Annotated in this window: 9 protein-coding genes; 1 reads left to right on the top strand and 8 read right to left on the bottom strand. The window is 43.1% G+C overall.

What is annotated here, in order from left to right; all coding sequences use genetic code 11:
- Positions 1-84: 84 nt before the first annotated feature.
- From H562_RS0108190 to rimP, 8 genes are all read right to left on the bottom strand, one after another.
- Positions 85-1,578 (bottom strand): RagB/SusD family nutrient uptake outer membrane protein, encoded by a 1,494-nt coding sequence (locus H562_RS0108190; protein WP_027377068.1) that lies wholly within the window; start codon positions 1,576-1,578, stop codon positions 85-87.
- Between the two features lie 20 nt (positions 1,579-1,598).
- On the bottom strand, positions 1,599-4,568 hold the full coding sequence (locus tag H562_RS14870; RefSeq protein ID WP_051190445.1) for a SusC/RagA family TonB-linked outer membrane protein: 2,970 nt from the start codon (positions 4,566-4,568) through the stop codon (positions 1,599-1,601).
- Positions 4,569-4,929: 361 nt separating this feature from the next.
- The gene (locus H562_RS0108180; RefSeq protein WP_027377067.1) at positions 4,930-6,417 is read right to left on the bottom strand and encodes a RagB/SusD family nutrient uptake outer membrane protein; all 1,488 of its coding nucleotides are present in this window, start codon (positions 6,415-6,417) and stop codon (positions 4,930-4,932) included.
- A 10-nt stretch (positions 6,418-6,427) separates the two neighbouring features.
- Positions 6,428-8,032: a SusC/RagA family TonB-linked outer membrane protein gene (locus H562_RS15775; protein ID WP_233701986.1), complete on the bottom strand. Its 1,605-nt coding sequence runs from the start codon at positions 8,030-8,032 to the stop codon at positions 6,428-6,430.
- A gap of 27 nt (positions 8,033-8,059) precedes the next feature.
- Positions 8,060-9,460: a TonB-dependent receptor plug domain-containing protein gene (locus tag H562_RS15770; RefSeq protein WP_233701985.1), complete on the bottom strand. Its 1,401-nt coding sequence runs from the start codon at positions 9,458-9,460 to the stop codon at positions 8,060-8,062.
- A 285-nt stretch (positions 9,461-9,745) separates the two neighbouring features.
- Positions 9,746-12,580, bottom strand: coding sequence for a translation initiation factor IF-2 (infB, locus tag H562_RS0108170; protein ID WP_027377066.1), 2,835 nt, complete (start codon positions 12,578-12,580; stop codon positions 9,746-9,748).
- Between the two features lie 73 nt (positions 12,581-12,653).
- Complete coding sequence (gene nusA, locus H562_RS0108165; RefSeq protein ID WP_027377065.1) at positions 12,654-13,901, bottom strand: transcription termination factor NusA; 1,248 nt, start codon at positions 13,899-13,901, stop codon at positions 12,654-12,656.
- Positions 13,902-13,960: 59 nt separating this feature from the next.
- Positions 13,961-14,428 (bottom strand): ribosome assembly cofactor RimP, encoded by a 468-nt coding sequence (gene rimP / locus H562_RS0108160; protein WP_027377064.1) that lies wholly within the window; start codon positions 14,426-14,428, stop codon positions 13,961-13,963.
- Between the two features lie 179 nt (positions 14,429-14,607).
- Here rimP and H562_RS0108155 point away from each other — a divergent pair, with 179 nt between their 5' ends.
- On the top strand, positions 14,608-15,918 hold the full coding sequence (locus H562_RS0108155) for a UDP-glucose dehydrogenase family protein (RefSeq protein ID WP_027377063.1): 1,311 nt from the start codon (positions 14,608-14,610) through the stop codon (positions 15,916-15,918).
- Positions 15,919-15,922 lie beyond the last annotated feature (4 nt).

Here is a 15,922-nt window from a genome sequence, read left to right as displayed (position 1 = left end):
GGCCGGCAGCATGCGGCTGAAGTCTGAGCAAAAAAAAGACCGCAGTTAAACCTGCAGTCTTTGAAAATATAAGTTTTCGGGAATTTAATTATATCCCGGATACTGTGTCAAGTTCGGATTCGCGTTCATGGCTCCCTGTGATACCGGGAACACAAATAACTTATCTGTAGCTGCAAGATCGCATACTGTACAGTTTGACGGTCTTGAAAGCGGAATGTTATAACGTTTCAGATCGAGGAATCTTTGACCTTCACCGTAGAATTCTTTGCTTCTTTCCGTTAAGATATCATTCAGGATATTCGCTCCTGTATAAGTGGACCCTTTTCTTGACAGGGCAAACTGGTTCAGTTCAGTAAGTGCCAAAGCATCCTGACCTGTTAAGTGCAGGGCTTCGATTCTGTTGAGGAATGCTTCAGAATAGCGCAAAACTTTGATATTTCTGTAATACCTTCCTGCACTTGAGATCTGCGGATATTTATTGGTCCAGTATCCTTTAGGATCATCTAAAGTAGGCACACCAACATTTGTCAGCAAACTGGTGGCTGCTACACTTCCTCTTCGGACATCTGTCGGAGCGAAGCTGGTGTAGAATGTCTGGTTAAATAGAAATGCTTTCTTCGGATCCAGGCGGTAATAATAACCAGGCAAAGACATATTGGCGCCAATTCCGGTCACTTTATTCGTTTCCGAATTCAGATCGAGTTCCCAAAGGGTTTCAGGATGGTTTTCATAAAGGTCGTCTTCTTTTCCGGCAAAATAGTTGAAATAATTTGCCACGGCAATGTCCTTGGATGGAATGAAAGGATTTAAAGCAGATGCTGCTGAATAAGCTGCATTAGCAGCATCCCTAACTTCCGTTGCCAGTTGTAGGGCTGCCGCCGCGTCTCCTGCACCACGTCTGCTCAAATACACGCGTGAAAGCAAAAGCTTAGCTGCATTTTTACTGAAAGTGGTCTTTGTGCCGGGCGCATCATCGTCCTGGTTGATTCCGTCTTTCAGATCTGCTACGATCTGGCTGTATACTTCGGCAACAGTTGCTCTGGCGGGTGTAATGTTCACATCATAGTTACCAAGAACAAGCGGCACTCCAAATTCCTGATTCTGACCGGAGCTGATGGAAGGCGAATAGTAATTAACCAAGGTAAAATAAGCAAGTGCTCTCAGTGTTTTAGCTTCGCCTTTTAAGCGTACTACATTTGCGTTTGCGGCCACCTCCTGATTGTTGATGACGAGGTTGCAGTTCGCAATACTGGCGTACAGACCACTGTAGAAACCACCAAGATCCGGCTGCTGGCTTGAGTTATAATTAAAGTTATAGGTGCTTAGAAAAGATGGATTGGAATTGACAAACATTTTGTCGCCCATCAGGTCACCATAAACCATGGCCTGTGTACCATAAATGCTTACCGATCCCATCGTCATATAAGCCCCGTTCAGCAGCTGCTGCAATTTAGCCTCTGTAGCAATGTCGGTGATATCATCCAGACTTGGCGGGAATAATTCCAGATCTCTGTCGCTACACGACTGTGTAGAGAAAAGGAAAAATAAAGTGGATATTATTAAAAAATATTTTTTCATTGTAATTTAATTTTTGAAAGTTAAAAACCTACCTGAATACCAAATGAGAGGGTTCTGATTACAGGTGAAGAATACCAGTATCTCCCTTTACCCACCCAAGACCATGAATTTGATGTAGATTCCGGATCATAATTCAATCCTTTATCAAAAACATAAGTAAAGATATTTGTTCCTCTGGCGTAGATCGTTAAATTATTTATTCCTGTAGAATTTTTGAATAACTCGCCAAATGAGTAGGCAATTCTCGCTTCTTTCAGTCTCAGGTGGTCACCCTTGCTAAGGAAACGTGTAGATTCCAGTCGCGATTCACTTGGGTTATTAAGCAGCGCTTTGGGATTGCTTGCTGTATAATTTTCTGCTCCCGGAGCATCGGTCCAGCTGTCGTACAATGCATCGGTAACCTGGTTTCTGTTCGGGAAACGGCCATCGTGAATTGTGTAGGAATGTACACCGTTCTGAACCATAAAATCGAACTGCCCTGAAATAAGGAAGCTTAGAGTTAAATTTTTGTATTTGAACTCATTGGTAAGACCAATGTTGTAAGTCGGGAACGCATTTTTGCCAACCCAGGCTTTTTGCGCATCGGTCTTCTTATTGGTTACAGCAGACATAGATCCGTCGGTATACCAAAGTGCATCACCGGCTTTGATGTTGTTTGCAGCATCATCAGCTCTTGCAACTCCTGCCCACAACCAAGTGTAATATTCACCTAAAAGGTGTCCGGGTGCAATTGCAACCAAAGCGTTATCTCCGTCTCCCGGATCATCTGCTCCAAATGTAACGAGATCCTGATTAAGTTTTTCAACAATTGATTTACCATAAGAACCATTGGCGTTGATATTCCAGGTAAAATTATCATTACGTATTGGTGTGGCGTCAACTACAATTTCGAAACCTCTGTTTCTGATATCGCCGATATTGGCAAGGTACGAGCCCGGACCCCCGGATTCTGCCGAAGCAAACTGGTCGAAAATTGCTTTTTTGGTTAATTTATCATAGTAATCCAAAGTAAACTTCAAGCGGTCATTGAAGAAACCGAAATCAGCACCGATATCTAAATGCCCCGACTGTTCCCACTCCAGCGCCGGGTTTCCCGGAGAAGTGATTCCACCGTAACCATTGTGGTCGCCCCAGCCGATCTGGGAGTTGTAACCGATGGTGGCATAGGCATTATATTGTAAGCCCCACTGATCAGCATATGGAATGTTTCCTAAAACACCATAACTACCTCTCAATGTAAGGGAAGAAAATGCCTTTGGTGCAAATGATTCATTCATTACATTCCAGGAAGCACCAACCGACCAAAAGTTACCCCATTTCTGCTGTCCAAGAGTCGAGTTACCGTCTCTTCTCAACTGTCCCGAAAGCGTGTACTTACTGTTAAGCGTATAGTTCAGTCTTCCAAAATAAGCGATCTGTCTCCAGGCAAAGTCGTCGTTGGAAACGGTCTGATCATCCGAGAACTGGAAATAAGGTCTTGGATCGTTCATTGTAAGGGTGAAGGCGAACAGATTGTTATATGCGTGATCCTGATATTCCATACCGGCATAAGCCTGAATATTGTGAATGCCATTAAATATATTTCTGTAACTGAAGGTGTTGGACCAGTTCCAGTCCAACATCGTAGTACGGGCATCTCCCAAGAATCCCTGATCAATATCCATCCCGATATACACCGGGTGGCCCGGCAGTCCCCACTGTCTCTCGGTCATAAACTGACCCTGAAGTCCGAAAAGCGAGTTGAAATAGAAATTTTTAATGAACTGATAATCCATATTCACCGAGGCGATCACGGAATTGATCGTAGAGCGCTGACCGGTTTCTTCCAGGATCGATACCGGATTGAAACCTTCTGTCATTTCGTTACTGTCCGTTGGCCAGCTGTACTGGTTGTAGCTGCCGTCTGCATTATAAACGGATCTCCACGGAGAAAGCATAATGGTAGAAGTTACAGGGTTTGCAGAAGCTCTACCACCGAAGTACGTATTTCTTTTGATGTTGGAATAGTTCACATTTAAACCAAACTTCAGCTTGTCCGAAGCTTTGTGATCGATCGCCGTATTAATACTTAAGCGGTCAAAATCCGAAGATTTAACAAGCGGGCTGTTATGGTAATACGATCCACCAATTCTGAAAGAAGTATTCTCTGCCCCACCACTTACACCGAAATTATAGGTATTAATTACCGAAGAAGTTCTGTTGACTTCTTTGGACCAGTCGGTAAACTGTCGGGACTGCTTGATCGGTTCGCTATTCGGAATATAATTATTGTAATAATAATCAGTTGCCTGTTGCAGGGTTGTAAAGGTTTGGTTGATACCGTTTCCGCCCTGTGAGTTCCACATGAGAATTCCACCATATTTCAGGTATTCATCACCATTCATCAATTTCATTTTATCAAAAGCACGGTCCTGAACACCGGTTTCTGAAGAGAAATCGAATTTTGTTTTCTGGTTGTATTTTCCTTTTTTGGTGGTAATAAGGATTACGCCGTTTGCACCTCGGGAACCGTACAGAGCAGTGGCGGAGGCATCTTTCAACACCGATACATTTTCAATGGCATTTGGATCTATAGAGGAAAGCGGATTCCAGGATTCCATCATTGAGGCGTTATCTGCACCTTTGCCGACAACTACACCGTCGATTACATAGAGTGGGTTTGGTGTACCGATCAGCGAACTAACTCCCCTGATGGTCACCATGTTGGAGGAGCCGGGATCGCCACTGGCCGAGGAAAAGTTAAGTCCGGCAACACGGCCGTTCAAAACATCGTCAACAGAAGAAAAAGGTGTAGACTCAAAATTTGCCTTGGATACTACATTATACGCTCCTACTTTCTGGGCCGGATCCAGCTTAATCCCTCCGACTACTATTACTTCAGCAATCTCGGTCGTCTTTGTTAATGTATCACGTTTTGCCTTCTGCGCCATCACTGTATGACCCGCAAAAAACAATACTCCGATACTTAAAACTCGTAATTTTACATTCATATTAACATTATTTAATATTTTAAAACGCAAATATGTTAATTTAATTTAACATATCCAAATTAAAATTTATATAATCTTAACAGGTTTGGAGATTCCTTAACACATTACTAAACCAACGTTTAATTTACAGAAATTACCGTACTGTTTATCGTAAAACGTGACGATTTTAATTATAGGAAAACATAAGTGAGACCGTTTGATATTGGTGCGTGAAAAATTTACACAGTATCCTTAATATTAACATTTCATTTAATCTCAAGAGTAAAACCATTCAGTTAAAGTCAAAAAAAAAGCTGCTCCACAAAAATGTGAAGCAGCTTTACATGAAATATAATTTGACTTTTTAAACTAAGTCCTCATCCTATAGATTTGGGTTGTTATTGACTTCCTGCTGAGGAATATCAAGCGTTAACCTGTCATCGGAATAAGGGAAAGACTGACCTGCAAAGAACAGGTGATTGGATCCTCTGGTGATCGTAGCCTTGTTTCGTTTCATTGCTAAATAGCTTTTGCCCTCGCCCCATAACTCGATTCTTGTCTGAAGATAGATCTCCTGCTGCAAAGCAGTACCGGACAAAGAGTTAAGGTAGGAAGTGTCCGCAATCCTGTCTGCCAGGTAATTCTGAAGAACCGTTCTTGCCTGAGCCTCATTTCCAGATTTTGCCAGGGTTTCTGCTGCCAGCAAATGGAATTCGTCAACACGCATGAACAGATAATCAGTGGTCACGATTCGCTGTCCGCCGATTTCTCGGCCCGGCGCATAAAACTTGTTTACCGGAACAGCAGGGTAATCGCCGTCTTCTTTTGCATCAAGCATTACATAACTTGTAGCAGTTTCGTTTACAGTTTTGAACTGTTCTTTACGGATATCATCAGGACGGATCGCATCATATAAACCATAGTCGATTGACTTGGCATCACCTACCCATGCATAAGAATAGGTAAAGATATCTGCCTGACCCCACCAGCTGATCAAATCAAGATCATTGGCTTCTGTAAGGTCAAAGCCCCACATCCAGCTTTTGGTATTCAGGTCGTTGAAACCACCACCGGATCCTGCTTCTTCATTATACACAGTTTCCTCTTTGGTTGTTTTAGGATATTTTGCGATGATCTGAAGAGAAAGTTCTGCAGCTTTGGCATTTTCGCCCATTGCCGCATACGTGTATGCAAGTAATCCTTGCGCTACCTCTTTGTTGATCATTCCTTTATTTGCTCTGCTGAAACCGTTAAGCAAATCAACTGCTTCAGTAAGATCTTTTACGATCTGACCGTACACTTCAGACTGTTTTGCCTTTGGCTTACCATCAACTCCTGTATCTGTATAAAGTGGGATTGAAAGTGCTTCAGGATTGTAACCTGTAGTGAAATACTGCATCAAATAAAAGTAAGCATAAGCACGCATAGCTTTCGCCTGGCCCATAGATGATTTATCTGAAGCTGACGCAGGAACTGCATCATTACCGCCAAGTCCGGCAATAACATCATTTGCAGCGTAAGCAACTCTATAATAATATCTCCACGGCTGGTAGTTAGAGTTATTGGTATAATCAACCGGTGCACTTAAATTGGCAATATTACTGTACCAACCATAAGTTACACCACTCAAAACCATATCTGCAGAAAGAAGATCGGAAACAAGGTCGTAACCTTTCTGTCCATAATCATCATGACCGGTAGTACCGCCGGTTCCGGTATTGACCATCATCAGATACAGTCCGTTCAGTTTTGCCTGAGCAGGTGGATTGGCCAATGTTTCGGTCGGTGCGCTTTCCAGAAACTCTTCCCGGCAAGATGTTGCGGTGAGGAGAATTCCCATCATTGAGCTTAATATAAGTATTTTTTTCATTTATATATATTTAGAAGTTTGTTTTAACACCAAATGTAAATGTTGACAATGGCGAATATCTGTACATGTCGGTATTTCCTGTTTCTGAAGTTGTCGGGTTAAAGCCGTTTCTCTTCGTCTGGATCCAAAGATTATCTCCGGTGACAGACAATGTCAAACCATTTAATCCTAAACCTGTTACATATTTATTCGGCAATGTGTAAGCAAGACGCACATTGTTTAGAACGATATAGTCTGATTTGGTTAAGAATCTTGTGGAAAGGCTGTTATAGTTGGTGTCGCCCGCACGGTTACTTGTTAATCTTGGAACGTCGGTAACATCGCCAGGATTCTGCCATCTGTTCAAGATATCTGTATGCCAGTTATTTCCACCTACCTGTCCGTTACCCATCAGTGTCGCGTAAGCACTGTCGTAAGAGTAACCACCGATTCCGTAAAGGAACTGGGCAGAAAGTGAGATCGCCTTGTAACCTGCGTTTAAAGCAAATGCTCCACGAAGATCAGGAATAGCTGATTTCCCAACATATTTCTGCGTAGCTTCCTGGTAAACTTCTGTAGTACCTACTGAAACCTGTGCATTTGGATTCTTCGCCATGTATTCGAAAAGTGAAGAGATCTGCTCACCTTTATCGAATTTCCCGTTGTTATTCACATCGGTATAGTGAACAGTCCACTGACCGGCTCCCGTTGCAGGGTTTACACCAGCCCATTCTCTCATATAGAAATCGTAAAGTGAATGTCCTTCCGCTCTACCAAACCCACTTTCCGCAAGGTCAATCAGTTTTGGCAGTTTTGTGGAACCGTCAATCGGCATTTTGGTCAGCTTGTTGTTAAGGTGCTCACCGTTTACAGAGAAGTCTACATAAAAGTCAGGCTTGCTTACGATATGAGCCACTAAGTTAAACTCAAGACCCTGGTTTACCAGTCGGCCGTCATTCACTTTCAGGATTGCGTTTCCTGTAGATGGAGCCAATCTTCTGTCAAAGATAAGGTTATCGGTTGCTTTGTTGAAGTAGTTGATTTGCCCTTCGATCGCTCTGTTTGGCAACAACGTAAATTCAACACCACTGTCGAAATTCTTGGATTTTTCCCAGGTAAGTTCCGGATAACCGATTCTGTCGAACGCCGCAGCAGGAAGATCCATAAAGTTTCCTGGATTATACACGTTGTAACCTGGATAATAACCCATGTTCTGGTCTGCGTACGTCGCGCTTACGATAGACTGATCACCTACAACACCATAACTGGCTTTTAATTTCAGTTTGTTGAATATACGGCTGTCTTTAAGGAAATTCTCCTTGTTTACAACCCAACCTGCTCCTACGGAGTAGAATGTATCCCACTTTTCATTTAGGAATCGTGAAGATCCATCGCGTCTTGCACTTGCAGATAACAAATATTTATTGTCATAATCATACATTACCTGACCGAAATAACTTTCCAGTGTATAGTTATATACGTAAGAATAAGCCGGACTCTGGTTGATCGCGTTGTTGAATTCACCACCATCAGGAATTACCAAACCGTATTTAGATGCAGAAAGGTAGTTGTATTTCCAGTCTGTAGATTCATGTGCCACAAATGCCTGAACACCGTGATCCCCGAAACGGTTCATGTATCGAAGTAACTGCAGGAAGTTGTTTTAAAACAATTCCGTACGCACTTTGTACAAAGATCCGAACTGAGGTGCAGAACTTCCGTAGTACGGGTTACTGTAATCGTTTCTAGAATTGTTAAAGTACTGACCACCCAAACGCGTTTCTAAGCTTAAGCCTTTGGTAATATCTGCTTTTAAGAAGAAGTTTGCGTTGATCTCATGTTTCTTTCTGTTGTCCAGATCATAGGTTGCGTCTGCGATTGCGTTGGTTAAAGCACCAAAACCACGACCGTTACCATAGTCAAACTGATTACCACCATAGTAAGGATCTGCAACGAAGTTACCCTGTGCATCTCTTAGATAAAGTGGATAAATAGAAGGGATATTATCTGCAAACCAGAAAATACTTCCACTGTCCGCAGTTTGTCCGTTTCGGTTGGTATCGGAATAAGCATAACCCATGTTAAACTCTCCTTTCAACCAGGATTTTGCCTGGTGAGATACATTTAATCTACCGCTGTAACGCTCATATTTGGAATTGATGGAGTAACCTTCATCTTTCAAATAACCGATACCGGAATAATAAGTTGTTTTACCTTCACCACCGCTGATGCTTAAATTGGTTTCTGAACGGATCGCGGTCTGGAAACCGTAATCTCTCCAGTCTTCAGGTGTATATTTACGTGCCACACCGTCGCGTACCATATGCGTGGCGGGATCGATCAGCTGTGCAGCATTGGCATCCCACATGTTGTAATTGGGGCGGATACCTGCACTTGAGAAAAGTCTTGTATTTGCATAACCTACAGGATCTGCACTTCCACTAAGTCTTCCCTGGTTATATAATGCTTCCCAAGACAGACCGATATACTGCTCCGGGCTGCGGATCACATCATAACGCGGAATAAGCGGTGAGTTGAAACCGATTTTAGTTTCGATAGTCACTACATCTTTTCCGGAACGTCCTTTTTTGGTCTGAATAAGTACCACACCATTTGCTCCTCTGGAACCATAGATCGCTGTTGCCGTTGCATCTTTCAGCACAGTCATACTTTCGATATCATCTGGATTGATTGCCGATACATTTCCATTAAAAGGAACACCATCCAACACATAAAGCGGTTCTCTGTTACCACTTACCGACCCAAATCCTCTAATTCTGATGGAAGGTTCCGAACCGGGCTGGCCGGAGCCTGTAATTACACGTACACCAGCCGCCTCACCGGTCAAAGCCTGTGCAACGTTGGATACATTTTTTTTGGAAATCTCTTCATTCCCTACTCTGGAAACGGATCCGGTGTAATCTTCTTTCTTCACTGCGGTATATCCTACAATGATTACCTCATCCAAATCTGAAACTCTGGTCGAATCAGATTGTGCATAGGATAAACCCCCGCCTAAAAAGAAAATGACTCCCGCTCCGAGCGCCTTTAATTTAACATTCATATTAACTTTTTTTTAATATTTGAGTCGCAAATATGTTAAATTTTATTAATATTTCCAAGTATTCTCATTACTTTAACAATATGGCTGTGAATTTCACTTTGAGGTTTATTCAACGTTTCGGCTAAAGGGGTAAAATAACATTAATATTGATCCATAAACATTGAGTTTTCTGCACGCTTTCGCGCCAAAGCGTGAAAGAAGTTAATTCGGCATTTAGAGCCTTTTCCGTATTTAAGAGCACAAAAAAACCCGCTTTTCGGCGGGTTTCAGACTGTTTTATAAAAATTATTTCAGTTTTTTCTTTACAGCAACTTCTTCGTAAACTTCCAGAATGTCGCCTACTTCTATGTCGTTGAAACCTTTGATATTCAAACCACATTCGTAACCTTTTGTCACTTCTTTCACATCATCTTTAAAACGTTTCAGACTTTCGAGCTCGCCGTCGAATTTCACAATACCGTCGCGCAGTAATCTGATTTTCGAATTTCGGGTTACTTTTCCTGTCAGAACCATACAACCGGCGATAGAACCTACTTTTGAAATTTTGAAAACTTCACGGATCTCTACATTTCCGATCACCTGTTCTTTTATCTCCGGAGAAAGCATTCCTTCCATCGCTTCCTTCACCTCATCAATAGCTTTATAGATTACGGAGTAGGTTCGGATCTCGATCTCTTCTCTGTCTGCAAGTTCTTTTGCGTTGACACCTGCCCTTACATTGAAACCGATCATAATTGCATCGGAAGCAGCTGCCAAAAGCACGTCGGATTCGGTGATCTGACCTACGCCCTGGTGAATGATGTTTACGCTGATCTCCTCGGTAGACAGACTTTGTAACTGATCAGAAAGTGCTTCTACAGAACCATCCACGTCACCTTTAAGGATAATATTAAGTTCTTTGAAGTCTCCAAGTGCAATACGTCGGCCCAGCTCATCAAGCGTAAGGTGTTTCTTCGTTCTGATGGATTGTTCCCTCTGTAACTGCTCTCTCTTGGTAGCGATCATTTTCGCTTCTCTTTCGTCTTCGAATACACGGAATTTATCTCCCGCGGTTGGAGCACCGTCGAGACCCAGAATTGTAATCGGGATCGAAGGACCGGCCTCATTCATGGCTTTACCTCTTTCATCCAGGATTGCTTTTACTTTACCGTGATTTTTGCCGGCAAGAACATAATCTCCTACCTTCAATGTTCCGGTTTGTACAAGCATGGTAGCTACATAACCTCTGCCTTTATCCAGAGACGCTTCAATTACCACACCCTGTGCGTTCTTGTTCGGGTTCGCTTTCAGTTCCAGCATTTCTGCCTGCAGCAATACTTTCTCCAGCAAAGCATCCATATTGTTACCGAATTTCGCGGAAACTTCCTGAGACTGTACGTTTCCACCCCATTCTTCTACCAGAATATTCATAGCAGAAAGCTGCTGACGGATGTTATCAGGATTGGAGTTAGGTTTATCAACCTTGTTGAGCGCGATGATCATCGGCACACCCGCCGCCTGAGCGTGGGAAATCGCTTCTTTTGTCTGAGGCATTACGTCATCATCCGCAGCGATTACAATAATCGCAATATCGGTAATCTGTGCACCTCTGGCCCGCATTGCAGTAAAGGCTTCGTGACCCGGAGTATCCAGGAACGTGATCCGCTGACCGTTTTCGAGTTGTACGTTATATGCACCAATGTGCTGTGTGATCCCACCGGATTCACCGGCGATCACGTTTGTTTTTCTAATATAATCCAGGAGTGAAGTTTTACCGTGATCCACGTGTCCCATTACGGTAACGATCGGTGCTCTTGGCACAAGATCTTCGGCGGTATCAGTATCTTCTTCAATTACGGATTCTTCCAGATCAGCATCGGAGAATTCGATTTTATAACCAAATTCATCAGCAACAAGTAAAAGCGTATCCGCTTCCAGACGCTGATTCATGGTTACCATAACTCCTAAGGAGAAACATGCAGAGATCACCTCGGTTGGGGATACATTCATTAAACTCGCCAGCTCACCAACGGTAATAAATTCCGTTACTTTCAGCGTTCTGTCCGCAGCATCCATTTCCTGCTGAAGTTCATCCTGCTCTCTTCGGTAAACTCTTTTCTCTTTTCTGTATTTAGCGCCTTTATTTTTACCGCCTTTACTGGTCAGTTTTTCTAAAGTCTCTTTGATCTGGTTTTTAACCTGCTCATCAGTTAATTCAACCGGCATCGACGGAGCACCTCTCCTGGAACCTCCCGGTCCTGAAGGTCGGTTGCCACCCTGGAATCCCGGTCTGTTGCCGCCCTGGCCGCCAGGTCTGTTTCCACCTGGTCCACCCGGTCTGTTTGCGCCCGTACCACCAGGTCTGTTACCTTGTGTGCCTGCTGTATTTGTACCCGGAGTTCCGGGCTTTTCGATACGTTTTCTTTTTTTCTTTGCCGCTGCACTGCCCGGTGCCGGCTTGGGTTTATTGAATTGCGAAAGATCTACGGTTTCTTTCAAGATCTTTACGCCGCCAAGTTTTTGATAAACTGTCTCGATGACATTGGATTCCGGTGCTTCGGCCTGCGGTGTTGGCGGAACTTCAGCTGGTGCCGGAGTTTCCTCTTTTGCTGCCGGTTTTTCCTCTGCCTTTTCTACAGCCTTAGGCTCTTCTTTGGCGGGTGCCGGAGTTTTTGCAGGTCTTGGCTTGTTTCCTGCGATCTGGGAAAGATCGATTTTATCTAATATTTTGAATTCCTGTTTTTCCGGAGTCGCCGGCGTAACCGCCGCAGGTGCTTCCTGTGGAACTTCGGGTTCAGGTATTTTCTCTTCCTGTGGTTCCGGGGTTTTTGGGTCAAGGTCGATTTTACCCAGAACTTTGGGTTCAGGTTTTAGATTTGCTTTGGCTCTTATTACCTCAGGTTTTGCCGGTTCAATTTCCAGTTTTTCTTCCGGAACTTTCGCGATTACCACCTCATGGGAAGCCTTTCTCTGTTCACTGTCTTTTGCGAACTCCGCTTCCAATGCAGAATATGCCGATTCTTCCAATTGAGCGTTCGGGTTACTCTCTACTTCGATTCCCTTGGACTGCAGAAATTCTACAAGCCGTGTCATCGAAATATTGAATTCCTTAACTGCTTTGTTTAATCTAATTTTTGGCATGTATATTTTATACTTTTATTTAAATTTTGGTAAAGTTAAATCATTTTAACTTGAATGTCGAAAATTCTGGGCATTAGTCCTCAAATTCTTCTTTTAATACCTGTTTTACCTCTTCGATGGTTTCTTCTTCCAGATCAACCATTTTCAGAAGTGCTTCAGTGTCTTTATCCAGGATACTCTTGGCAGTTGTAAGTCCTACTTTTTGGAATTCCTCGATGATCCACTGTTCTATATCGCCTGCTCCCGTTCCGGAAAACTCTTTTAATTCTACATCATCATCTTCATTGGATTCCCTGTACACATCGATCTCGTAACCGCTTAACCAGGATGCAAGTCTAATATTCTGTCCCTGTTTTCCAATAACGCGCGAAATTTCTTCGACCGGCGTATAAACCATGGCGTAGTTGGTTTCCGGATTGATCTCAATTTTATTGATGGTGATATTTCCTAAAGCTCTTTTCACCATGATCTCCGGATTTTTGGACCACTGGATCACATCAATGTTTTCATTCCGAAGTTCACGAACCACACCGTGAATCCTGGATCCTTTCACACCGACGCAAGCGCCCACCGGATCAATTCTGTCGTCATAAGCATCCACTGCGATCTTCGCTTTCTCGCCTGGGATCCGAACGACTTTTTTCAGGATAATGGTGCCGTCCTGGATTTCAGGAATTTCAAGTTCCAGCAGTTTCTCCAAAAATTTAGGTGCCGTTCTGGAAACGATGATCTGCGGTTTAGCTCCTTTAAAATCAACACTTTCTACGATTGCACGGATATTTTCTCCTTTTTTAAAGAAGTCGGAAGGGATCTGGTTTTCTTTTGGTAAGATGAATTCATTATCTTCGTCATCCAACAAAATTACATGTTTGTGACGGATGTGATGTACCTCGCCAATGACGATCTCACCGATCCGGTCGCGGAACTGCTCATATAGATAAGCGTTATTGTGCTCCTGAAGTTTTGTCGCCAGAATCTGTTTCAATGTAAGGATACTTCTTCTGCCTAACTTTTCGATGGGAATTTCTACCGTGAAATCTTCGCCCACTTCAAAAGTAGGGTCAATCTTTTTGGCTTCGGATAATTCGATCTCCAGGTCATCGTCTTCAGACATATCGTCTTCAACAATGGTTTTATTAAGGAATATCTGAAAATCACCTTTATCAGGGTTCACGATAACGTCAAAATGATCATCAGAATCAAATCTTTTACGTAAAAGAGTTTTCAATGAATCTTCAATAATCGCCATCAGGTCAATTTTACTGATGCTTTTTTCTTCTTTGAAATCGCCAAATGCTTCAATCAATGCTAAACCGTCCATTATCTTCTTTTTTTATAAGGGTAAGCGATGCGGCTCCGCAGAGCGAGCATCTTTTTTAATTAAAATTTTACTGCAACAAGTGCTTTCTTTATATCCGTATACGGAATCTCTTTTTCCTCTTCTACATCAACCTTGCCTTTGCCCACCTCTTTTGGCTTGCGGTAGCGCATCACCAAAACTATGTTTTCTTCTTCTACACGGGCGAGTTCGCCTTCGATTTTGGTAGAGTCATTGAGCAGAACTTCCAGATCGCGGCCAATATTCTTCTTAAACTGTCTTTCGGAAACCAGTGGTTCACCTAATCCTGCACTCATCACCTGAAGCGAAAAATCATGTTCCTCGCGGTCCATATTAAATTCAATCGCGCGGCTCGCATCCAGACAGTCCTGCAGCGAAACACCGGAATCACCGTCGAGGATTACCGTAATATCGTCAGCCGGCGAAAACTTAAGGTCGATCAGAAAGAGATCTGTGCGCTCCTGAAGAAAGTTCTGAAGCAGTTCTTCTATTTTTTTTTTAAATTCCATATACTTAATTAGGTTTACGAAAAAAGGCATTCTTGCGAAGGCCTTTTCATTTTTCCGTAAATCCGATGCAAATATACATATTTTTCATAAATCTCCAAAATATGTTCAGCCTCAATTAAATACCACCTCCGGCGCGACTGATAAATTATTTATATTTGCAGCAATAAAAAGCTTGGATTTTGAATATTACAATTGTAGGGACAGGATATGTGGGACTGGTTACTGGAACAACTTTGGCGGAACTGGGGAACGCGGTTTACTGTGTCGACATCGATGCTGAAAAAGTAGCACGCATGAAACAGGGTCACGTACCGATCTACGAGCCCGGCCTCGAAGAAATGTTTCTGCGGAATATTCAGGCGCAGCGCTTATTCTTTACCACAGATCTGAAAGAAGCGCTGGAAAAAAGCGAAGTGATCTATCTTGCACTTCCCACGCCGCCGGGTGAAGATGGTTCAGCGGATCTGTCATACGTTCTTTCTGTAGCCAACCAGATCGGTGACTGGATCGGCGAATATAAAGTGATTGTAAATAAATCCACCGTTCCGGTGGGAACAGCTGACCTTGTGCGCAAAACAATTTCTGAAAAAACGGATATTCCTTTCGATGTGGTATCGAACCCGGAATTTCTGCGCGAAGGTTTCGCCGTGGAAGATTCTATGAATCCTGCCCGCGTAATCGTAGGAAGTGAATCGGAGCGCGCACAGGAAATGATGGCCAAGATCTATCAGCCATTTACCAATATTGGTATTCCGATCATCTTTATGGATGAAAAATCCTCGGAACTCACCAAGTACGCGGCCAATTCTTTTCTCGCCGCGAAGATCACCTTTATGAATGAGATCGCGAATTATTGCGAAAAAGTGGGCGCCGATGTTGATAAGGTCCGTTTAGGAATGGGTTCCGACGACAGGATCGGTCACCGTTTTCTGTTTCCGGGAATTGGTTATGGCGGCAGCTGTTTTCCCAAAGACGTAAAAGCCCTGATCCGTTCCGGCAAACAGGAAGGTTTTGATTTTCAGATTCTTGAGGCGACCGAAAAGGTGAACCAAAAGCAGAAAACGATTTTGGTTGATGAAATAGAGAATTATTTTGGCGGTGAGCTGAAAGGCAAGAAAATAGCGCTTTGGGGCCTGGCCTTCAAAGCAAATACCGACGATATTCGCGAAGCGTCTTCCATTGATAATATTAAACTTTTGCTGGAAAAAGGTGCTCTTATTACCGCATACGATTCCATTGCCGAAGAAAATGTACGGAAAATCCTGGGCGACAAAATAAATTACGCACAGGAAATGTACGCGGCGCTGGAAGATGCCGACTGTCTTTTAATCGCGACGGAATGGAGTGAATTCAAAAATCCGAACTTCGATATGATGGCCAAAGCGATGAAAAACAAAGCTATTTTCGATGGTCGTAATATGTTCGCCCTGGAACAGGTAGAACACACAGGATTTTATTATAAATCGATCGGCAGAAAGACACTGCAGTAAATTT

The organism is Kaistella palustris DSM 21579, from assembly GCF_000422265.1.
GTDB lineage: Bacteria > Bacteroidota > Bacteroidia > Flavobacteriales > Weeksellaceae > Kaistella > Kaistella palustris.
Note: the sequence above shows the minus strand (reverse complement) of the source record. Positions and strands in the feature narration are given on the sequence as shown.